General features: G+C 36.2%; 19 protein-coding genes. All 19 read right to left on the bottom strand.

Annotated features, from left to right (window positions below):
• Nucleotides 1-40 precede the first annotated feature (40 nt).
• Nucleotides 41-3,154, bottom strand: coding sequence for a bifunctional glycosyltransferase/CDP-glycerol:glycerophosphate glycerophosphotransferase (locus HNQ98_RS03165; protein WP_147000317.1), 3,114 nt, complete (start codon nt 3,152-3,154; stop codon nt 41-43).
• A 175-nt stretch (nt 3,155-3,329) separates the two neighbouring features.
• Complete coding sequence (locus HNQ98_RS03160) at nt 3,330-4,904, bottom strand: teichoic acid glycosyl transferase (protein ID WP_184284946.1); 1,575 nt, start codon at nt 4,902-4,904, stop codon at nt 3,330-3,332.
• Nucleotides 4,905-5,059: 155 nt separating this feature from the next.
• Nucleotides 5,060-5,836: a DUF4422 domain-containing protein gene (locus HNQ98_RS03155; RefSeq protein WP_014974117.1), complete on the bottom strand. Its 777-nt coding sequence runs from the start codon at nt 5,834-5,836 to the stop codon at nt 5,060-5,062.
• Between the two features lie 3 nt (nt 5,837-5,839).
• Nucleotides 5,840-6,655: an ABC transporter permease gene (locus HNQ98_RS03150; RefSeq protein ID WP_014974116.1), complete on the bottom strand. Its 816-nt coding sequence runs from the start codon at nt 6,653-6,655 to the stop codon at nt 5,840-5,842.
• Between the two features lie 3 nt (nt 6,656-6,658).
• A complete protein-coding gene (locus tag HNQ98_RS03145; protein ID WP_014974115.1) occupies nt 6,659-7,642 on the bottom strand; it encodes an ABC transporter ATP-binding protein in 984 nt (327 codons plus the stop codon).
• Between the two features lie 2 nt (nt 7,643-7,644).
• Complete coding sequence (locus tag HNQ98_RS03140) at nt 7,645-8,280, bottom strand: sugar transferase (RefSeq protein WP_014974114.1); 636 nt, start codon at nt 8,278-8,280, stop codon at nt 7,645-7,647.
• A gap of 16 nt (nt 8,281-8,296) precedes the next feature.
• Nucleotides 8,297-9,085, bottom strand: coding sequence for a type I methionyl aminopeptidase (gene map, locus HNQ98_RS03135; protein ID WP_014974113.1), 789 nt, complete (start codon nt 9,083-9,085; stop codon nt 8,297-8,299).
• A 195-nt stretch (nt 9,086-9,280) separates the two neighbouring features.
• On the bottom strand, nt 9,281-10,240 hold the full coding sequence (locus tag HNQ98_RS03130; RefSeq protein WP_014974112.1) for an ROK family glucokinase: 960 nt from the start codon (nt 10,238-10,240) through the stop codon (nt 9,281-9,283).
• A gap of 181 nt (nt 10,241-10,421) precedes the next feature.
• A complete protein-coding gene (locus tag HNQ98_RS03125) occupies nt 10,422-10,628 on the bottom strand; it encodes a YqgQ family protein (protein ID WP_014974111.1) in 207 nt (68 codons plus the stop codon).
• The gene (locus HNQ98_RS03120; protein ID WP_014974110.1) at nt 10,625-11,314 is read right to left on the bottom strand and encodes a rhomboid family intramembrane serine protease; all 690 of its coding nucleotides are present in this window, start codon (nt 11,312-11,314) and stop codon (nt 10,625-10,627) included. The genes HNQ98_RS03125 and HNQ98_RS03120 overlap by 4 nt, the downstream gene beginning before the upstream one ends.
• Nucleotides 11,315-11,383: 69 nt before the next feature.
• Nucleotides 11,384-15,097, bottom strand: a complete 3,714-nt coding sequence (gene addA / locus HNQ98_RS03115; RefSeq protein ID WP_184284945.1) for a helicase-exonuclease AddAB subunit AddA — start codon at nt 15,095-15,097, stop codon at nt 11,384-11,386.
• On the bottom strand, nt 15,097-18,609 hold the full coding sequence (locus tag HNQ98_RS03110) for a PD-(D/E)XK nuclease family protein (RefSeq protein WP_014974108.1): 3,513 nt from the start codon (nt 18,607-18,609) through the stop codon (nt 15,097-15,099). The genes addA and HNQ98_RS03110 overlap by 1 nt, the downstream gene beginning before the upstream one ends.
• Nucleotides 18,610-18,735: 126 nt before the next feature.
• Nucleotides 18,736-19,305, bottom strand: coding sequence for a nucleoside tri-diphosphate phosphatase (ntdP, locus tag HNQ98_RS03105; protein WP_014974107.1), 570 nt, complete (start codon nt 19,303-19,305; stop codon nt 18,736-18,738).
• A gap of 67 nt (nt 19,306-19,372) precedes the next feature.
• On the bottom strand, nt 19,373-19,651 hold the full coding sequence (locus HNQ98_RS03100; RefSeq protein ID WP_014974106.1) for a hypothetical protein: 279 nt from the start codon (nt 19,649-19,651) through the stop codon (nt 19,373-19,375).
• Entirely contained in the window at nt 19,651-20,451 is an 801-nt protein-coding gene (recX, locus tag HNQ98_RS03095; RefSeq protein WP_014974105.1) for a recombination regulator RecX, read from the bottom strand. Before recX ends, HNQ98_RS03100 begins: the two co-directional genes overlap by 1 nt.
• A 59-nt stretch (nt 20,452-20,510) precedes the next feature.
• Nucleotides 20,511-21,236 carry a 4-hydroxy-tetrahydrodipicolinate reductase gene (gene dapB / locus HNQ98_RS03090; protein ID WP_014974104.1) on the bottom strand — a complete coding sequence of 242 codons (726 nt, stop codon included), beginning with the start codon at nt 21,234-21,236 and terminating at the stop codon, nt 20,511-20,513.
• A 2-nt stretch (nt 21,237-21,238) separates the two neighbouring features.
• Complete coding sequence (gene dapA / locus HNQ98_RS03085) at nt 21,239-22,111, bottom strand: 4-hydroxy-tetrahydrodipicolinate synthase (protein WP_014974103.1); 873 nt, start codon at nt 22,109-22,111, stop codon at nt 21,239-21,241.
• Complete coding sequence (locus HNQ98_RS03080) at nt 22,104-23,264, bottom strand: N-acetyldiaminopimelate deacetylase (RefSeq protein WP_014974102.1); 1,161 nt, start codon at nt 23,262-23,264, stop codon at nt 22,104-22,106. Before HNQ98_RS03080 ends, dapA begins: the two co-directional genes overlap by 8 nt.
• Nucleotides 23,264-23,971 carry a 2,3,4,5-tetrahydropyridine-2,6-dicarboxylate N-acetyltransferase gene (gene dapD, locus HNQ98_RS03075; RefSeq protein WP_014974101.1) on the bottom strand — a complete coding sequence of 236 codons (708 nt, stop codon included), beginning with the start codon at nt 23,969-23,971 and terminating at the stop codon, nt 23,264-23,266. Before dapD ends, HNQ98_RS03080 begins: the two co-directional genes overlap by 1 nt.
• Between the last annotated feature and the right edge of the window lie 47 nt (nt 23,972-24,018).

Here is a 24,018-nt window from a genome sequence, read left to right as displayed (position 1 = left end):
ACCTGAATAACTAGTTTTTTTACGTCTGTATGCTAATTAATTATTTTTTCAATGCCCCAATTGTTTCTAATAGTTTCTGACGTGAATTACCATCATCATATTGTATAAACTTTTTCCTAAATGCACTAATTTTATCTGAATAATCATTTTCGTAATCATTAATATGATTCAACGCATCAACCAATTCTATTTGTGTGTATGCTAACTTACCCGGAGCTTCTTCCTTAAAATCGAAATACAAAGGTCGCATAGTTTCACTATATTTTTCATAATCATAAACATAAAAAATCATAGGCTTTTTCAAGACGGCATAATCAAACATAACTGATGAATAATCAGTTATGAGAACATCTGCTATTAAATAAAGATCACTAATTTCAATCTCGTCAGACACAATTTTTACAAAATCCTTAAGGTTATCAGGTATATTAGCGGTAGACATAAATTGATGCAACTTTAAAATTAGAACTGTATCTTCTGTTATTTGCTCTCTTAAGGCATCAAAGTCAATTTGCGGTATAAACTCCCCTCTAACACGCCACGTAGGGGCATAGAGTACCACTCTCTTATTTGATGGCAACGCCATATTCTTTTTTATTTTTTCTTTATATTCATCAGTATTTTTGATAAAAAGTTCATCATTTCGAGCATAACCAATCGGTAGAATAGTAGCGTTATGTTGGAATGCTGAATGTGAAATTTCAGCAACATAGTCACTTGGGACAGTCAGATAATCCCATCTACGATTCTTTGCAACATATTTGTCCACAGCACTTGGCATTATTTCTCCTGGAGAATCCAGACCAAGTTTCTTAAGTGGTGTTCCATGCATTGTCTGTACTTCGATTTGATCATTACGTTTGATGTAGTCGTCATCAAAATTAACATTATTAAACAAATAACGAGCACGCGCCAAATACGCATAATATCTAAAACTTCCAGGCTTTACAAAATCAACATTGTCTAAATCAGCATACTGCCCTAAATTATGTTGCAATACGACAACCTGCTTATATGATAATTTATTCTCAGTTACAAATTGATAAATAGCACGTGGATTATCAGAAAAGTTTTTACCCCAGAATGACCCATAAACCATAACGTTTTTTAAAGGTAATTTCCGTAATAGAGGATAGATTATTCCCTTATACGTCTGCCTACGCAATCTAGTTCCTTCATACCAATTCAGAGGCTCCCATTGCTTGAATACTAACGTTGTTGCCAGTTGCCTTTCTTGCAACTGTATCACACGGTCTTTCAGAGCGAGTGTTTGTTCATAGGAGTGATTTTTCGTTTTAACTAATTTAATAGGCAATAGCTCATCAGTTTGGCTTTTTCGAGTAAAAATCTGATAATATTTTTCATTGTACTCACCACCAATGTGATATTTATGGTCGTCATTCATATGAATAATATTTGTATCCGTTGTGTTCACAAGTACTAATTCATAATCCGTATTCTCATTTTCCAAAAATATAATATCAAACCCATCTGATACAATTATTGCTTCAACATTTATAGCATTACGTCGATCATAAATCAATTCAAAATCATTGTTACTTTGCTTCTTGAAAACAAACTGCCATTCTGCATCTACACCGGTACCAATAGATATAGGATTTTCCACCGGCATCGTTCTAATAGCTGGTCTTTCAGAATTCACATTTAGATAGATATGTTTTTCAGTCTCGCTAACTAATTCGACATTTCCGATTAAATCTTTTGACAGAGGTATTCTCAACTCATAAGGTAAACTAGGCTTTCGAGTCTGTAATCGCATTTTTTGGAATCTCTTCAACCCTAACAACTTTTTTAATACTTGACCAATCAAATTTTTAAAAGGAAATGTCTTAACACCATTAATTTTTAACTTTGAAATTTCTTCAGCCGCAAATACTTCAATTAAGAACATTTTAAAAATAGAATGTCGTTTGTTTAGAACCATTGTATTATTAGCTACACTAGATACTGGTGTAAAACTAGGCACACTTGTAAATAAATAAGGTAATTTTTGACTAAAATTAACGACATAACTATTATCTTCAAAATGAACATGATTAACTTTAGCTGAAAAATCTATATCAGCATTAACAAACTTTAATTCTTCAGGTAATATTTTAGACCAACTATTCATAATAACAGACTGATTTTTGAATTTCACTAAAACATTAACCACTTCACCACTACGATATTGATACAGATAAGTTAAAAGCTCCTCTTTTTTATCTGATTTAATCAAGTAATACTGGATACGTAAATTTAACGATAGTGTTTCTAGCGTCTCAATAGACACATGGTTCAGATACTCTTGTACCTGCAGATAAACATAATCAAATAACTCTTCATCTTGTTTATAAAACTCACGTAGGTATATTTGAAAATCATTTGTTAAAATTTTTTCATTGTATGTTGTAATTAAAGATGGTGCATCCTGCTGGAAAACATTGTAAACATGATTCACAGCTAACATACGATCATGAATATTATCATAATCATGTGATTGCGTAATAGAGGCATCTCCAGCCGGGCGGCTGCGCCAAAGATACATTAAATTAGAATATACATCTACTGTTGCGTGAATATATATCGGTAAAATAATTGGAATATCTTCATATAAGACACCTTCTGGGAATTTAGCCTGATGCTGTTCCCAAAAACTACGTCGAATAATTTTATTCCAAGCAGTAGTGTCATTGATTAATTCATTATTGGAGAAAATAGTTACGCCAGATACAGTATTTGGAAAAGCATGCTTATGCAAACCAGAATACCATATTCCCCCATTGTTTATACGTGCCACGTTTCCCACAATAAAATCAGATTGCGATGTATCAATTTGTGATAACATTTGGCTATATACATTCTCAATTACCAAATCATCAGAATCATGAAAAACAATATATTCACCAGTAGCATGACTTACACCTACATTTCGAGCCGCCCCAAGTCCTTTATTCTCTTGAACTATTAAACGAATTTTTGAAAATTCATTAGCATACTTTACCGCAATATCATGAGAACCATCAGTTGATCCATCATCTATCAAAATAATCTCGGATGTAAATCCTTTCTGTGCTAATACTGAATCTATTGCCTCCGCTAGGTAATCTGACACATTGTAGAAAGGAATGATAATTGATAATTTAATATCCATGAAAACCTCGTTAATTTTTATTATGTATAATAGATTGAAACTATATATCCAAGTAATTATACCAAAAATAAACACTGTTTTTTAATAATTATATTTATCTCTCCAATATAACCTAATAACTAATAATAAAAAGAGCCATTAGATTAACTTTAATATGTTAATCTAATGGCTCTTTTTATTCAGTTAGATTCTGTATCAATAATACATAAGACTCATCTTTGCTATTTTGAGACACTGATTTAATTTCATAATTTTTCCATAATGCTTTGCGCAAACTAGGATCAATTGCTACATTAATTTGATTGGTTAATTCCCTTATTTCACTTTTAGGCTGCACCCTTAATCTAACAATAATAAAATCCACTTTTTTCTTAGCCATTGTGTTTTCAAATGATTGATACATGGATGGCAGCTGTTGATACGTCATATTCATACGGTGCCAATATTGCGTTTTAGGTATTGTTTGAGTTGTTAAATAGAAACCTGGGTCTATATTGTTAATAACAATTAACGATGGCTGATGGCCCTTGCGCAAATTAGTACGTATCTGTTTTGCTAGCGTTAATTGTGCCCTATATTTATTGCCATTAATCGCTCGTGTTTCACCTCGAATAACCAACCGATTCAAATCTTGGTTGTTTATAAATGGCAAAAAAATCAATGCTGACACTATCAAAAATTTAGCTGAAAATTTTGATATGTGATTTTCAACTTGTACTGAACAATCTGACGATGCCAACCTCATCAATGCCAAAGCAAAGAAAGGCATCCAAATTAGATTGTAATAATTAATAATCCAATGTGGCATTGCTAAAAATATTAGTGATCCAAGAAAAATTATTAGTTCGATTTTTATATCAACTTTTTGATATAAAGCTTTTACCCAACTTAAAGTAATAATAATTATAATAATATAATGTGTACGAAATGCTTTGGAAATCAGATATAACAATTGCCATAACCTAGCAAGTATAGAAGTATCTGTTTGTCCATAAGCTGTCATATTTTGTACAAAATAGATATGTATCAAATCTAAGAAAGCACCGTTCACAGTGAAGAATAATATAATAATAGACGAAATGCTCAGAAAGCCTAATACTGAAAAGCATATAACTTGACATAATTTTAAGAATTGTCGATTATAAAGAAATGCACCTGCAACCCATATAAAGAAAAAAACAAAAGTACCTATTAACGAATATTTATTCCAGAAAACCAAAGACAAATTTAATCCTAATAAAAAGAAGCTACTTAAAGGGATCTCTAAAACATTATAATGCCAGTGATTCAAAATATACAATAAATATAATATCGATCCAAAAGCAAATTCTTCAGGTGCACCACTAAAGCTAAAAGAACTTGTTGAGATTAACGCTAATGGGCCAAGTAAAGCTATCCACTCTGGTGACAAGAAAACCGGCTTTAAATCTTTAGCTATTTTGTATGAAATCCAATAAATAATAAACAAATTAAACACTTGAAGGATGAATAATCCAAGAAAGCTTGTTTCCTTGATGGCAGCCGCACCAGCATATATTGCATATAAAAATGGACCGCGTTGCTCGATTATATCCTTGAATGGGATAAGACCATGCAGTAAAGATCGTCCCATTGTCAACATTGCATTACTATCTACCCAAGGATTTGTTCTGTACAATGGCGATGATCCAATACTAGTAAGGCTAGCCCCAAAAAGAATTAATATAGGTATTATTTTTTTACAAATTAATGTTATTTTATTAGTTGCCATTGTTTCTCTCATGATCCCCACCCATACATTGACACATTCATGCTCTAATATACTTTATTATTTAAAAAGTATATCTATTGAAATATTTCAAGAAATTTATATAATTTTTTCCTGAAACATTTAATAAATACACTTTTTAAGCTCATTTGTACTTTCTAAACCCTACCAAAACCTATTTTACGTGCTAAAAACTTACCACCTTTAAGTAGCCAATTTTGTTTTTCCATAAATATTACAGGCACTTCAGTATAATGAATATGATTTTTTGTTAACCACACGTCTAGTAGTCGTTCACTTAAAAACCCATAGACACGTTTTTCGTAGGTGTCCCAATTATCTACTTCATCTTGTAATTGTACTTCTACAGCAAATAAGATATCAAACAGCCAGTCTGTATACGCATCAAATTCTGCACGACGCATAATTAACATGTTAAACATGTGCGCCCATGTCTTTTTCATATTATTATCATATGCTACCAAATAATCAGAATGTCGCGTTGCGATTACTTCACGTAACACATCTAAAGCCTCACCATGATGTGCGTGACGATAATGTGATTCACTACTTTCAATCCAGTAACGCCGTTTTTTAGGTACAATCACGTTTGTATACCGTAATAGCCGTCGCAAGTCTTCTTCAGGCAATATGCTTTGTATACTTTTTTGTTTTGTTAAAGAAAAGAAACGGCGATAGTGTACTAAACCAATGACATCAGCATCACTATTATGTCGCGCCCAATATAATGCAGTTAATTCATTAAAATTTAGATTCTTCTTAGAAATATTATGACCAGTATCATCAGAGATGAAACCATCAAACTTTTTACTAGCTAATGCCGTACCAACCTGAATAGGTACATATATTGTTTTATCTTTTGGCATCTCAACATCTTTATGTGCAGCAACCAAAATTTGAATTTTTTCAATCATTTATTATACCAAGTCTGCAAAATAAGCGCGGAATTTAATGTGCAAATGTGAGCCTAGAAGCATCACACCGAATGTAAACACCCAAAAAATCAATGTCGGATATGTATTTTCCCAAAACCAAGTATGTCCAAAAAACGCGTCACGCACACCACTTACAAGATAATAAAAAGGGTTAGTTTCCAATGCGCGCACTATACGCTCATGACCTGCACCAAATTTATCAGAAACAGAAAATAGTGCCCCTGATACCCAAAAGATAAATCGCATGACTGTTTGCATGATTTGCTGATAATCTCTTAGTAATACAGTAACTGTGGCATTGAATATCCCTACCGCGTATAAAAAGACAAACGCAGCAAAAATATAGTAAATAACTTGTAACCAATACCAAGTCACTGGTAAGCCATAAAACATTGCCATCACAACACCAATGGCCAACATGTATATAAAAGCATTGAAGTTCATAATGGTACGCATCATAGGCATAATGCTCATGGGAAACTTCATGCGAGCAATTTGCCAGATATTAGCTGAAATACTCCAAGTTGTATCCATAAATGATGTATTAATAAATAACCATGTTGCTAAACCAATAATTAACCATGGCATATAAGGCACATCTTTAACCGGGCTCTGCGTATTAAATCCAAATCCAAATACAATCCAATAAGTTGCTACTTGCATAAATGGATTCAAGAACAACCAAAAGTTTCCTAACGCATGATTTTGATAGCGTGCCTTTTTTTCATAATTCGCCAAGCGCCACATCACCGGAAAATATTTAAACTGTTCTTTTAAAACTAACCAAATTTCTTTCATGTTTTAGCCCCACATCGCGTATTGATAAATAAATAACAACACACCTATAATTGATAAACTCAGTAATCCCCAAGTTTGTGGCCTCATTGAATCGCCAACTGCAATATGAGAAACAATATGTTGTTTTTCATCCATCGCCAATTTTTCATCAGATTGTACACGTCGTGTCAATTTTTCTTCAGAAAATGCTATTTGTTTTGCTTTTTGTTCCTCTTGATACTTCTTCTTTTCGTCTTTACTCTGACCATTAAACCACTTAGTCCATTTCTCATATTCATCAGCAATTTCAGCTGTTTTGCCGATTGCTTTCAGATCGCCATATTGAATCCACATCACCTTATCCGTGAACTGGCGAACTTGTTGCAACGAGTGCGAAACGAAGAAAATTGTTTTGCCTTGTGCTTTAAACTCATTCATTTTAGCTAAAGCTTTTTGAGCAAACGTTTGATCTCCAACCGATAAAGCCTCATCAATAATTAAAATATCTGGGTCTTGATGGACGGCAATCGAAAATCCTAATTTAGATTTCATACCAGATGAGTAATCTTTAACAGGTTGGTCAATAAAGTCACCTAAATCAGAAAATTCAATAATTTCTTGCATTTGATTATCAATTTCTTTATTTGTTTTCCCCATCATTAGAGATTTAAGTCGTATATTTTCACGCCCTGTCAATTGTGCACGTAAACCAGCACTCACTGTTAACATACTGGTTTCACCGTCAATCTTCATCGTACCAGACGCTGGCAACAATAAGCCACTTAAAACATTCAAAAGGGTTGATTTTCCAGAACCATTAACACCGACTATACCGACAACATCCCCTTCGTACACATCAAAACTAATACCTTTTAAAGCCCAAAATTTCTTTGGCCCTTTACTCAGTGGGTTTAAAATCGCACGTACTTTCTCAGACTTACTCTTACCTAAATCAAATGTTTTTGTTAAATATCGCGCTGAGACTTTTAACTTGTGTTCTTCACCCATAATTAATAAGCTCCTTTAGATTTAAATATAGCAATTACATTTCTAAAAACAATGCTAATATCGTACCAAAAACCGGCTTTAGCAACATACTCTAACTCAATTTTGGCACGTTCTGGATATTCGATAAGCGAGCGACCACTCGCTTGCCACAAGCCAAGTGCACCCGGTCGTACAGACAAAAATATATCAACCTGATCGCCATATTCTTTCAATTCTTCATCAACAATTGGTCGTGGACCAACCAAACTCATATCGCCAATTAACATATTCCAAAACTGGGGCAACTCATCTATCGTTGAGCGTCGCAAAAAAGAACCTAGTTTTGTAATCCGCGGATCTTCTTTAGTAGGTAATTTGTAACCACTTGCCACGTATTTTTGATACAAAACTGGGTCTGATTTTAATATTTCCTCGGCATTAGCGACCATTGAACGAAACTTATAAATATAAAATGGTTTCCAATCTTTCCCGATACGTTCTTGCTTAAAGAAAGCTGGTGATTTTGGACTATCAATCTTTAGTAGTATAAACACAATCAAAAAAATTGGTGATAACATGATTAATCCAAGTAAAGCAAAAACCACATCAATAAGTCGCTTAGTAATTAAATATGATTTGTATTTTGGTTTAATTTTCAAATTCTTAGCTCACTTTTTACAAATATTTTGCATCAAACTCTGGATCTTGACTGGTTAAAATTTTTGGCCCATCTTTTGTAATTGCCAATGTATGTTCATATTGTGCTGACCATGAACCATCATGAGTGCTTACTGTCCAGCCATCTTCTTCAGTGCTATCAGTATCAACTTCCCAGCCACCCATATTAATCATGGGCTCAATAGTAATAACCATACCCTCACGTAAACGAACACCATGTCCTGGTTTACCGTAGTGTGGTACTTGTGGTTCTTCATGCATTGTTGGACCAACACCGTGACCGATGTACTGACGCACATCACCATAATGATGTTCTACTTCAGTATATTGCTCAATGGCGTTACCAATATCACCAATACGATTACCCACAACAGCCTGATCAATGCCTAGATACATCGATTTTTTAGCAACAGCCATCAATTCTTTCACTTCCGGAGAGGCTTCACCAGCAACATATGACCACGCAGAATCCGATACCGCACCATTCAAACCAACAACTGTATCAACTTTAACGAGATCACCATTTTTTAGTTTCAATCCCTTACGAGGTAACCCATGGGCCACTTCATTATTAATACTAATTGTTGTCGCATATTTAAAGCCTTCAAAACCAATTTGTAATGGTACGCCGCCATGGCTTTCAATATATTCGCGACTCTTTGTTTCAATCTCCCATGTATCAAGACCTGGTTTAATCAAATCACGCAACATGTGATGCATACCTGCAATAATTTGACCTGACTGACGCATAGCTTCAATTTCTCTTGGTGATTTCAAACTAATCATTGTTTACTTCTTCCTGTTAAAAGTTTATTTTAGTTGATATTTAGAATAACAATCACTATATATTATACCTTTTTTTACTAAATAAAACTTAAATTGTTAAAAAGTATAAAAGAACAAAAAAGCAACCTGTTGGTTGCTTAAGTTAATCTTTATATTTAGTATCAATAAATGTGACTTTTTATTTTACTAAGAAATTTAAATACGTGCTAATGAAGCTGCACCGATAACACCAGCATCGTTACCTAATTCAGCTAACTTCACACGAGTTGACGTACGAACTGTCGGAAAGGCAAATGCCTCCCACTGGTTTTCAACACGAGCACGTAAGAATTCACCCGCAGCCGCCACACCACCACCAATAACGACTGCTGATGGGTTCAACATATTTGACATTGCTGCAACAGCATAACCCAAATAGTAAGCTACTTTGTTGACTACTTCATTAGCTAAGAAATCACCTTCCTTAGCTAAATCAAATACAATTTTAGATGTAACTTCATCACCATTAGCAATTAATTGCTTCAATTGAGATGAACCAACATACTCTTCAGCAAAGTCTTGTGCCAAATGAACAACACCAGTTGCTGAAGCATATTGTTCCAAGCAACCTTTGTTACCACATGTGCACAAATAACCATTAGGTTCAACAACAACATGACCGACTTCGCCACCAGCACCAGCTGTACCATGAATCAATCGACCATTTGCAACTAATCCACCACCAACGCCAGTACCTAGTGTAATAAACGATACTTCATCATCATTGTTGCCGGCACCTTTCCAGGCCTCACCAAGCGCTGCTGAGTTAGCATCGTTTTCAAGTGTCAATGTTAAGCCGGTACCGGCTTCGATATCAGCTTTTACAGTTTGTTCTGTTTTCCAATTTAAATTAAAAGCACCGGTAACTGTACCTGCCGTGCGGTTTACTGTACCGGGTGTTCCCATACCGATACCAATAACACGCTCACGATCAAGTTGATACATATCTAAGTGATGATTAATTGAATCTACAATATCCGGCACAATGTGTGAGCCATCATCAAAAATATTAGTCTTAATTGACCACTTTTGTTGAATTTCACCTTCTTGTGTCAAAATCGCAAACTTGATTGTTGTACCACCTAAATCAACGCCTATTAATTTGTCTTTAATCATAATCTCAAGATGTGTGGTAATTATTGGTTACAGTTTATTGTAAAGCCTGTTACAGCAAGCTCAACTGACACCTAATTACCAAACACATTTCCTCCTACAAAATTTAATACCCATTTATCCTAACAGAAAACGCTTACAAATGCAAACGTTTTCACAATTTTCTGTAACAATTGCCATTAAATCAATCACTTGGTGATTCTTCCTCTAAACGGTGTTCGTGAGCTAAAATTAATTTCATTGTCGCGTACTGTTTATTATCAATGACGTCAGCCTTATATAAGTTATCAATTTCTAATGCTGCCATTTCAATGTCCCACAAACGCTTGCCAACATGAACATAAACGCCAAAAGTTTTTAAAACTGATAATACATCATAAAAATTTCTCATACTGTGCCTCCACCAGATATAACCGTCAAAATTATCACAATAATAGTTACAACAACCAAGGCTAGCCGGACATGCCAAGGAAACTTCCCTGAACGACCATAGAAACCAAAAATGACAGTAAACATCATACCACCAATTAACCCACCGATATGTCCCCACATATCAATGTCTGTCGAAGCAAAACCTGTCACTAAATTTAGGACAACAAATAGAATCATTATTGTACCTTGTGAACGAATACGTGGATCTTCCTTAAACTGAACAGCATATAAAATCAAACCACCAAACATCGCAAATAGCGCTGTTGAAGCACCAACTGATATAGTTAATGGCGCAAAAAGGTAGGACATAATATTGCCAAATATGCCACCAAAAAAATATAGGCCAAGAAATTTCCAACGCCCAAAAGCTTCTTCTGCTAATGGCCCAATAAACCATAATGTCAACATATTAGTAGCAATATGCATAAAACCTGCGTGTAAAAATACAGGTGTTAGTAACCGCCAATATTGATCATAATGATGAATATATGGTCCCCATTTTGCACCAAATGACACTAAAAACTCACCATTGGCTGTCTGCCCACCACTAAATAACCCCTCAGCAATAAACACAAGTATTGTGACTGCCAAAATACTCATAGTTACCGGCGCGATTCTAAATTGTTGTTTAAAAGAATTTATCATGTCACCTATTTTACACTATTCAAAAGTATTTGAGACAAGTAAAATCCATCTTGCACAAACCATCATAAATTAATTCACGTCAATAACTTGTCCAGTATGCAGTACAACTAATTGCGGTGTATTGAAATGATAAGTTGGAAATTCTTGTTGAAGTGCTGCTTTGTAGATATTCAGTTGTCCTTTATAACGTGCAACAAGCTTTTGTAAATCCTCTGCTAAACGATCGTGCCGCACAAAATCTGTCTTGTAATCAAAAATTGTTACTGTATGAGTTGCTTCATCAATAAAGTAACCATCAATGATACCGTGAACAAGGACTGGTGCCTCATCAGAAATGCCTGCATAAATATGTTTAGCAGGCATAATCATAGCAAAAGTCACCTCACGCTTTAAACTTTTGGCGTGCTGTGTCAGTGATTTAGCAAATGGTGTGTCCAAAAATCTCAATAAACTATCAATATTAATCAGAGCTGCTACTGGTTCAATCATTCGGCCATTTGTCACTAGTGTGTCTCGTATAGTTTCCAAAGTGTCTCGCGTAATTGGTTCATCAAAATCAACCAATTGTAAAATTAAATGTGTCGCTGTTCCCACTGCAGCACTAGAAGGCTTTTGTGAGCCATCTGTCATGAATTTTGGTAAAACAAGGGTATCACTGACCAATTCACGTGCTGGTTCAAAACGTCCATCTTCCTGTACTTTTAATTCTTGTAATTCAGTACGATCTGGATCTTCAAAGAGACGCTTCATTTCACTGACTGATTGGTAAGCCGCTGTATTAGTAGCCAGATAGTTTGGATACTGATAATTGATGGTTTGTTCTGCTAAGGTAAAATCCTTGGCATCATAATTATCAGATACAGGTGTGACTTGATCTACTGAAATAGTGGATGATACTGACTCAATATCCTGTTCAGTGATTAATTTGACATCGAATTGAGCTTCTAATGACGTCTCGCTGCCAAGCATATGTGGTGTCTCACCGTCCCCTAACCATGATTCTAGTGTTGCATTTTTAGTACGTGCCAAACTAATTAGCACCCATTCTAAATAAGATTTTGCATCTAAACGTAAATCTTCTGGTAAAAATTGACCTGTTGTTTCTTTAGCACGTGCCCATAATCTAGTTAGTCGGTCATTGCTACCTTCATCATCTACTTTGATCGTACCAATAATATGTAATTGTTGTTCAGCACGCGTCAAAGCCACATATAGGAGTCGCATCTCTTCGGACCAGCTTTGACGTTTTAAAGCATTTTTAACGGCTAATTTTTGTAGTGTCGGCATCGCCACTAAGGCATCAGGTTGAAGATATTCAATCCCAATCCCTTCATTTTTTTGAATCAAGACGGGATTAGTCATATCTTTCGTATTAAAAGCTTTATCAAATTCAGGCAGAAATACAATCGGGAATTCCAGTCCCTTCGATGCATGAATAGTCATAATCCGCACTGCTTGTTCATCAGCTTCTTGTGGCGCTTCACCAAGTTGTCCGTCATTTTCTTGTAATTGCTCAATATAACGTACAAAACGGAATAATCCAGCATTTGTATTTGTTTGATATGTGCGCGCATAATCATATAGCGCGTGTAAATTAGCTTGACGCTGTCTACCACCAGGCATACCAGCAACATAGTCTAACCACGCCGTATCATCAAAGATAGTCCAGATAAGTGTCACTAAATCATTTTGAATGGCTAATTTATGCCATTTCTGAAATAACGACAAAATTTTTTCGCCACGTTGATCGTTTTTAGCAAAAATCTGCAAAGCAGTCCAATAGTCATGCTTTTTATCTGCTAAACGTACACTAGCTAAATCATTTTCATTAAAATTAAACATCGGTGAACGTAAAACAGCGGCTAATGGTATATCTTGGTGTGGGTTATCAATGACACGCAGTACATCTAACATTAAATAAACTTCCATTGTTTGAAAGTAGTTACCAACTGATTCTACTTGAGTTGGAATGCCAGCTTCTCTAAGAGCCGCAACAAGATCAATGTACCCCGATTTTGAACGCGTCAATATAGCAACGTCGCCATATTCAACAGGCCGCATGCCAGCTGGATCAGCTTTACGGTCGTAAATAGAAGTCTGCCGTAAAGCCAAAATTTTATTCGCTAATAAAGCATACTGTGCTTGCCGCTTTTCAAATGCTTGTTCGTCGCTCTCATGACTCTCAGAAATAGTTTTCTTTGTATTCACTTGCTGAATAATATCTAAATCAAAAATAGCTGGTACTATTTCAGGATAAGCTGCTTTTGGCACTAACTTTGCTTCCCCAGTATAAGCAATATCCCCTAGTTTTTCATCCATTAATTGCGTAAAAATTAAGTTGGTTGCTCGGGTCACATTATTTTGCGAACGAAAGTTATCAGCTAGTTCAATTCGAATATCTTCATTAGCTGAATTATCGAAGCGTTTGTATTTGCTCGTGAATAAAGTTGGTTCCGCTTGACGGAAGCCATAAATGCTCTGTTTAACATCTCCAACCATGTACATATTATGTCCATTTGACACTTGCGTTAATAACTTTTCTTGTAACTGATTAATATCCTGGTACTCATCAACTAATATTTCAGAAAATTGGCTACTAATCGTCTGTCTCGTTGCATCATCTTCTAAAATTTGTAAAGCCAAGGTGCCTAAATCAGGGAAATCTAATAACTTATCGTTACGTTTTTCAACTGAGAAATCCTCACGAAAAGTATGTGTCACATCAATTAGGGTGCTAACCAATTTTAATGCTGATGCTTCAATTTGACGCCACTGCTGTTGATTAAATTGAAAAAAAGTTTGCGCTAACGACTTCATTTCAGAATCAGAACCAATAATCTGATTTTTTACGATCGTTGCTTGCGACAAAATATCTAGTAATTGTGCATCCTCTTTGATTGCTTTTTTGCTCTTTGTTTCCATGCTTACTTTTGGCATTTGCAAAAGCAATTCTCGCAAACTATCCCAATTTGATTCTGTTAACTGACTTTGAATATTGGAAAGATAACTCACAAGTGCCTCAAAAGCGAGCTGTGTCTTGTTAAAAACTGGTTCGCCTTCAATGGTGATTAGCACATTCTGTGCTTGAACTAGTAGTTGATGGACAACGCTTGAAAGTTGAGGCAAAATTGCCTCTTGATACATGGTTGTCTGTGTTAAATCTTGTTGCATTGGTAAATAATTTTCACTGAGCTCAGTTAACCACTGATCACCATCTGGTCGCGCTTCAGCAAAATCAGCTAATTTTAAGACAATTTGCTGCAAAGATTTATCATTATTTGGATTACCAAAATTTGCTACCAGTGCTAAGAAATCACTATTTTGTTCATGTGATTCGTCATAAAATTGTGCAAATACATCGTTGAGAACATCTTGCCGTAGCATATCACGTTCAGCTGTGTCGGACAATAAACGGAATTGTGGATCTAACCCAATAATATGATAATAATTTTCAATAACCCGTAAAGCATAGGCATCAATTGTTGAAATATTAGCTGCTGGTAGTAACAGTAATTGTTCTTGTAAAAAGCGCTTTTGCGCTGCATCAGCTGAGTGCATCCGTTTTTCAATAGCTTTTTCCAAACGTTCTCTCATCTCTTGTGCCGCAGCATTAGTAAAGGTCACAATCAAAAAATTTTCAACACTCACACCGGATAATATTTTTTGAATTAATCGTTCAATAAGTACTGTTGTTTTACCAGAACCGGCTGAAGCGGCAACTAAAATATTATGTCCCGTTTCATAAACAGCCTGTTGTTGATTTTCGGTAAATCGTGTTGCCATCAATCCTCTCCTTTTAATATCTTCAAAATGTTGTCTTTGCCTTTTGGCGATTCTGGTCGATAATTATCCCCTAAACCACGGTCAAAACGCAAAACATCAGTAAACGGTGTAAATTGGAGACTACCAGTAGTTGGCTCTAACGGGAATTTTCCTGACAAAATATTTTCTCCAGCCTGTTGAATATTGTCAATGTTACGTTGCAAAAGTAAACCAAAATCATCAGCTGCCACAAAATCACTCGACGCATATAAGGTACCCGCTTTTGTTTTTTTCAATTGATAAAAATCAGAACCCTGACTATCTTTTAGGACATCTAAACTATCAATATAAGCATCTTCAGACACAAATAGACCGCGATATTTAAAAACGTCTGGTATGATTTTACCAGCCAATAAATCATCAATGTCACCCTTAAAATCAGTGATCAGTCTTTTTTTAGGCGCTATTTGCGCAAAAAATGCGCCACCAATCGCTTCAACACCTAGTTGGTCTGCGCCTAATTGCGCTGCTTGCCAATAAGTTAATAACTGCATCTGCAAGCCGTCAAATGCTTGTCCCCAATCAAATGTTTTGCCATTGGATTTATAATCAATAACCGTACCATAAGCATGCTGTGTATCTTGCGTGTCAAAACGATCAATTTTACCACGGACAGTTACTGACCCTTTACCATGAGTAAACTTTAAAGGTGGTAATGATTGCGCATCTGGGAACCCAAATAGCTTTTCAACTGCTTCTGGTTTAGATTGATTAACCATCGCGGCACGCTGCAAATTTTTGACCAAAGTCATGCTCACTGACTGTAAATAATCCCGTGTAGCACGCATTTTACCCGTTTCTTGAAGTAAATTATATTGGGATAATTGTAATTGTTCTGCCATCTTTTGAGATACTAACGTCGTCAGATCAGCTACGTTTAGGTCACGTAAAGTCAAATTTTCTTGAATAATCGTTCGCATGACACTTTCTAAAACGGCGTGATAAAGTGTGCCTGTCTGTGCGACATTCAATTCATTAGTTAAACGTTCTTTTAAATTTAAACCATACTTCAAAAAATAGCCCAAAGGGTTTTGATAATAACTTTCTAATTGTGAAATAGAGACATTCAAATGCTCACCAAATAACGCTTTTACAAATTCTGGTTTCAACACTGTGGTTGTATTACGATAATTGGGTGAAGCTAATACACGCGCTAATCGCTCGCCTTCTTGTTGGCTGACCACGTTTTGTAGCGCTTTAAAAGCGGCGGTTGCATGTTGCTTCGGTAAGATTTTAACTAATTCTGTCAAAGTTGACCGTGCTGTACCAACGTATTGTTTAAGCAATTGACTACTTGTTTCTGGTACACTAGCTATTTTCAGCACATTAGTGTTGAAAGTATCAACCAATCGTTTGAAAAATGGCGACATATCAGCAATCTTACCACCAGAATCCAAAATCGGATAAGACAAAGTAACATTTTCTGTAGCTGATGCTAAGGCACCATAAAACAACAAATTTTCTTCTGCCATCTGTTGCTGTGCCGTATTTTGCAAGTACTTTGGCGTATCCCCAGCTTGCAATGATGGTTGAACAATTAGTCGTTCAGAGTCATTAATTAAGGCAATTGTTCGAGCCGTAGCTGGTAAATTTGATCGTGTGCCACCAATAAAAAACAGATACTGATAACGATTACTTTGAACAATACCTGCTTCCGAAATTGTCAACTGATCTAAATTATTTGGAATGCCAGCAAACTTTGCACCGGAAAAACCAGCAACTAATATTTCTCTAAATTGATCTAATTTAAACGCTGCATCACCATTAATCGCTACAATTTCATCAAGCGTTTGACTAAACATTTGCCAAACTTCTTCGCCTTGACGTGAGCGTACTAATTCGCCCTGTGCCAATAAATCATCACGTTGCACAATAATTGTATCTGTCACATGATAATGCTGCAACCAATCAACCAAACGAGTTGCAGCTTGACGCATTGTTTGAGCAGCAGCCAACTGATTTTCTAATGCGTCAAACGCCTCTAAAATAAATCGGCGTAACACGTTGATACGTTGATTTATTAATGCATCTTCCGGTCTAATTGTGACATCATCGTCACCAGATTGGTCATCTATTTTAAATAGTTCAAAAGGTTGTTCTAAATTCCGCCAAGTCGCTTCGTAAGGACGATTTGTAAACAAATAATTATCAAAATAACTCACAATATCAAAAAATTCATCCTCTGGTACCATTTGTCCATTCTGATAAGGACGTAATAGGCTAGTCTTTAAAATAGTCATCACATTTTGATATTGAAATCGTGATTTTTTGGGGCCAAGTAAGGTCAATAATAATTCAACTAAAGGATGTTTTGCCATTGTCTGATCTGTATCTAAAAAATACGGTAGATCAAACTGTGACATAACTTCTGGAATATGAGTTTCGTATGGCTTAAGGTCTCGTGACAAAATAATGATGTCACGTAAATGTAGCGTTTTGTTTTGAACAAGTAACTGTCGAATACGACGCGCAACTTCTTGTATTTCCACAACTGTATTTTCAGCTGCAAATGCCATTAAATCAACTGACCCATCTTTTGGAGTGAATTGTCTGTATTCTCCCAAAGCTTCCCAAGCTGATAGCAATTGGTGACTAGTTTCACTGATTTCACGCGGCATTTTCGGTATCTCAACATGTACTGCTTGATTAGCTTGACGCGCCGTTGCCATTAATTGCTGAGCCATCATCATTGGTTTATAAAAAACATCGCCTTCTTGCTGCTGACCAAGCCTCGTGGCATCGCCCCAAAATGCAATGGATACAGGATACTGAATGATTAATTGATTGACAACGCTTAATTCAGCGCTGGTAAAACCATTGAAACTATCAAAATAAAAGGCAACATTTTCTAATTTTGTTTGAGCTAAATGCGTTGCAAAAATAGGTAAAACTTCTTGAGACATAATATACGTGTCACCAAGCTTTTTATCTAACGCATCGGCTACTATGGCTAAATCACGTAATTTATATGCTAATGACTGACGTAAAAAACTCTCATCGTCTGTGCCATCATTGAGTATTTGTAATAAATCTTCTGGTGTGATACGACTAGCCCGTAATTCTACTAACTGCGACACCAAAGCTGACACAAAACCAGATTTAGCTTGCATACGGGCAAAAATTGGCAATTGTTGCGCGTAATCACGTAAAATATCTGATACCATAATAAATAAACCACTTGGCTGAATAACCTCGGGTTGAAAATTTGGTATATCCTTCATTAAAGCCCAAGCTAATCGAGTTAATGAATAAACCTGTAACCGACTTTGAGCGTATATATCTGTTGCCGGATTTTTCCCATTGCGTTGCGCAAATCGCCGTAAAACATCCACTTCTCCATCAAATTTAACGTGATTGGGGACAATGTAATAAACGGTCAGGTTCGAATCATTTGTTAATTTTTCTTGTATATTTTCTAATAAACTGCTACGCAAATCTTGTTGCGCGTTATTCATATAAATTGTTAATGACATGAACGCCCCTTTTCATCATTACGTTAATCTGTTACTATCTGACATTCACTTGAATACACAATATTGGCTGACACTGACTATATTTTATCATACAGAAAAGACACGCAGAAACTACGTGTCTTTTTTTCAACGACGATCTTTCAACCGCTCTTGCATCAAATATTGATATCTTGCATACCAGATGTCAACATACCCTTGTGAAAATGGTCCAGTATTTTCGTTTATCCAGTCCACTAAAATTTTAACATGAGCTTTCAAAATTTTATCAATTTCTGGTGGATAATGCCACTTTTTGCTATGTGCAGCATATTCATCTGCATCTAGTAAATGCTTTTCACCATCAGGAAATACCTTAATATCCAAGTCGTAATCAATATATTTTAGCGCCTCTTTGTCGAGTACGAAAGGTGACGCTAAGTTACAATAGTACGACACACCATTATCACGTATCATTGCAATAATATTAAACCAATACTTCTTGTGAAAATAAACAATTGCTGGCTCTCTAGTCACCCAACGCCGGCCATCATCTTCCGTCACTAAAGTATGATCATTTAATCCAATAATAGCATTTTCACTGGTTTTTAACACCATGGTATCACGCCAAGTTCGATGTAAAGAGCCGTCATGTTTATAACTTTTGATCGTGATGAAATCGCCTTCGCGCGGACCGCGACTCGATTTATTCAAACTCATGATCATACCTACTCTTCTAACACCGAATTCTACTATATTGTACCAAATGTCATGACTAAATGATATACTACAAGTCGTTTCGATGTGTATTTGACCGTGAAAAGTGATGTGTGTTGGCCTTTTTACTTGATTTCTGAGCACTAAGCAATTGACGATGCAATTGAGAAATAATATTTTCTAGTTGTGTTATCGACTTAGTAAGCACTTTTTGTTGCTGGCATCTATAAATATCATCTGCTTTTTCTGTTTGATTTTGAAGTTGAACGATCTCGGCTTTCATCTGTTCCTGTTGTTTCTTAGCCGTGTCATACCTTTTTTGTAATACTTTAATATCATAAAATTGCATTAACCCTCACCAGTTACTAATGTCGAAACTACACGATCAATTAATTCACTTGTGTAGCCTTTAGCATAAAGTCCATTTTTTGTTTTGTATTGTCGTTGACTCAAATTTTCCTTTTGATAGCGACGCCAAAGTTTTTCTGCTTGGCGTGTAATATTTTCTAATTCTAACGCATCATCATTAACTGTATCAATTTGAAGCAAAACTTCTTGTCCAACATCAAATGAAAACCCTTTATTTGCTAGTGCCTGTAAAATTTTTTGTTGTTTATTACGCGTTGCGTCGTGACGGTAAGTATGCGAAAATTTTAGGGCCATTTTTTCAGCAAGTGCTAATTGCTCTTCCATGGTATACGTCGCTAAAGCTGTGGTCACTATTTCCTCAGATACCCCCGCCTGTAGTAAATCTCGCTTAACAACTACCGGACCTTTGGGGCTAATGTTCTTCTTAGTCGACACATAATGCAATGCATAGTTCATATCATCCAAATAGCCGAGATCAGTTAATTGCACAATCACTTCATCTTGAATACGGTCTTCAATCTCTTTTTCAGTCAATTTTTGTCGTACTTGTTTGACTGTCCGTAAGGCGTGACCAAGATAATTTAAGGCGGCATTACGCGCTTTAGCGATATTATCATCATACTTAATACGTTCAATTAATTGATCATCCAACTCACGCCCTTTTGCTAAACCATATTTGATAAGAACACTTTCAGCGACCCCAAAAGCAAATTGCTTATCCAATTCGATACTATATCGTCCTGCCTGCTTTTGTGTTGAAATTTTAGTAATAGTTTTCATAATTCTATTGTACGAAAAAAAGCGCCTGAGCGCTTATTTTTTATATTAGCTTATCAATTTTACAAAACATGATCCAAACCAATGACTAATCCATCTATTTTTTTAACGCCATCTAACGCTAATAAAACACCAGGCACAAAAGCGGAACGACTTGTTGTACTTTGGCTCAGTGTGAGTTGCTCATCATTACCACCAAAATAAACCGTTTGTTGCGCAATATACCCTGGTAATCGCATCGCATGGACTGGTACGTCATCAATCTGCTGACCACGTGCTTGTCCAACCTGCGTTTGTTGTGGGGCATCAACTCTGGATTCTGCTATCAACTTAGCAGTTTGTACAGCAGTACCAGATGGCGAATCAACTTTTTTAGGATTATGTGCTTCAACAATTTCCACATCAGCAAAGTATTTAGCAGCAAGTTGTGAAAACTGCATCAATAACACAGCTGACAAGCTGAAGTTAGGCACAATCAAAACACCCTTTGTTGCCAAATTTTGTAATGACTTAATCTGATCATCTTGTAACCCTGTTGCACCAATGACAACAGCCATATTATTTTTAATCGCCCAAAGTGCATTATCATAAACACTTGCTGGTGTACTAACATCCAAGAAAATATCAGCTGAAACAGTTATATCTTCTACTGATGTCCAAACAGGAAAATCACTTTCATGATTTTTGCCACTTAAAATACCAACGATTTCATAGTCTGTATTAACCAAACCATTCTGGATTGCCTGTCCAAGTTTACCAAATCCACCAGCTAAAATAATTTTAGTCACAATTACCCCTCCAACAATTCGTTAAGTTGCGTCTGTTCATCAGTCGTTAACGGTAAAATTGGTAGACGTGCAATATTTTTAACCATACCAATGGCACTCAAACTCGCTTTAACAGGTGCTGGAGATGGAAATGCAAATAGTGCGTTCATGCGTGGTGTCAAATAACGTTGCAAACGACCAGCTTCACGCCAGTCACCACTGTTCATTGCTGTAAACAATGCCGCAATATCATCCCCATATAAATGAGCAGCCACTGAAATCGTCCCTGCCCCACCTTGAGAATAAGCAGCTAATGTTTGCGCATCTTCACCAGTATAAACTGAAAAATCAACAGCTTGTGTTTTTTCAACTTCTGCACCAATAAACTCTGCCGAAGTTGTTTCTTTAACAGCGTTAATATTAGGATGTTGCGCTAATGTAACAACACTATCTACTGTTAAGCCTACCGCTGAACGTCCTGGAATATTATATAACATCACAGGTTTAGGTGAAGCATCTGCAATCGCTTCAAAATGTGCAATCATACCTGCTTGACTTGGTTTATTATAATATGGTGTCACAGCTAAAATCGCATCTACGCCGTCAATTGCCCCTAATTCTTTAGCATTTTGAACTGATTCTACAGTGTTATTTGTGCCTGCATTAGCAATTAACAAAACATCATCAGCTACATAGTCAACAATATGACGTGTGAGTGCTAATTTTTCAGCGTGTGTTAGCGTGGGCGATTCGCCAGTTGTCCCCGCAATAACTAATCCTTGTGTCCCATGAGACAATAAATGATCAATCACGTGGTCGAGTGCAGGGTAATCAATTTCATTTTTTTCATTAAACGGTGTAATAATTGCCGTTATTAAATTAATATTTTTATACATTTTGATTCATCCGCCATTCTATAAAGTCTTTTAAAGCTGTAAATCCAGGTAACAAGGCACTTTCATCAATGTTGAGTTGTGGACTATGCAATGAATGTGTCACATCATTGACACCAAGCCAAAGCATAACACCCGGAATTTGTTGAAGTAAATAACCAAAATCTTCACCCGTCATCGCAGGTTCTGCCAGTTCAAAAGCGATATCATCACGAGTTGTCATAAAATCAATCAAATTATTAGCTAACTTAATATTATTTTCAACTGGCAAATAGCTACCACTCTCTAGTGATACATCAATTACAACGTCATTAGCTAACGCAACACCAGCAGCAATTTGCCGAATGCGTGTCATCATGACATCTAATCCTGATTTTGTCATACTACGAACAGTCCCTTCAAAATGAACATCGTCAGGAATAACATTGTTAGTAAAACCACCACGGATTTTACCAACACTAACAACACCACCCTTAATTGGGTTAACTGAGCGAGAGACAACTGTTTGTAATTGCACAATTAGTTCCGAAGCAATGACAATAGGATCTTTAAGTAAGTGTGGATAAGCAGCATGTCCACCGACGCCATGAACATCAACTGTCAATTCTGCTGTGCCAGCGAAAAGCGTCCCTGCTAACGTACTTAACATCCCAGCTGGTAAAGCAGGCTGGTCATGAATACCATAAAATTCATCTGGTCGCCACTCATTTTCAAACAAGCCTAAATCATAAGCGACTTTACCACCACTTTTAGCTTCTTCTGCTGGTTGAAAAAAGATAATCAAATTATCTTTTGGCTGATGTTGGCTAAAGTACTGTACCATTGCTAACGCAAGCGTCATATGTACGTCGTGACCACAAGCGTGCATACGTCCAGCATGCTGAGAAGCAAAAGGTAAATTAGTTTTTTCTTCAACTGGCAAAGCATCAATATCAGCGCGGTAACCTAATGTTCTTTGCGGATCTTTACCTTCAAAGCGAATTAAAATTGCTGTTGGCAAAGCATCTACTGTACGAATCGTCATCGTATCGTTTTGCCAACCTTTAACTTTATTTAACAAATAATCATGTGTCTCATACTCTTCAAGTGCTAATTCAGGTATACGGTGTAAATCACGTCGATATTGTTGCAATACTTCACCAGTAATTTCACTCATCAAAGTCCCCTTAAGGCATCAATTAAAGCTGTCTTTTGTTGTGTTTGCGAATCAATTGACTTAATGACTTTGGCAGGTACACCAGCTACTACTGTATTGGCTGGGACATCCTTCGTGACAATAGCACCTGCCGCAACAACTGCGCCATCACCCACTTGAACACCTTCAATGACAACGGCATTAGCACCAACTAATACGTTATTTCCAATCCGAACAGGCTGTGCAGAAGCTGGTTCAATCACACCAGCCAAAACTGCGCCTGCGCCAATATGTGAATTTTCACCAACAATCGCACGGCCACCTAAAATAGCACCCATATCGATCATCGTACCAGCCCCAATTTCAGCACCAATATTAATCACAGCTCCTAGCATGATAACAGCATTGTCACCAATTTCAACTTGTTCTCGAATAATTGCACCTGGTTCAATACGTGCATTAACCGCTTTTTTGTCTAATAATGGTACAGCTGAGTTGCGTGCATCATTTTCAATAAAAACATTTTCTGCAGGTAAATTCGCAATCAATGGTTGAATATCAGACCAATCACCAATTAACTGACCAAAAGCAACACCACCGAATTGCTGAACACTGGCTGGTACTTCACCACTCAATACGCCTTTATAAGTCACTTTTACAATAGTTATCTTTTTAGCATTGGCAATGAAATCAATCAAGCGTTGTGCATCATTTTGTACTTCTGTCATCTTCTTCAATTCCTCTTTGTCATTTAATGATGTCTACTTCAACTGTA

This window comes from Leuconostoc carnosum, from assembly GCF_014207505.1.
Taxonomy (GTDB): domain Bacteria; phylum Bacillota; class Bacilli; order Lactobacillales; family Lactobacillaceae; genus Leuconostoc; species Leuconostoc carnosum.
Note: the sequence above shows the minus strand (reverse complement) of the source record. Positions and strands in the feature narration are given on the sequence as shown.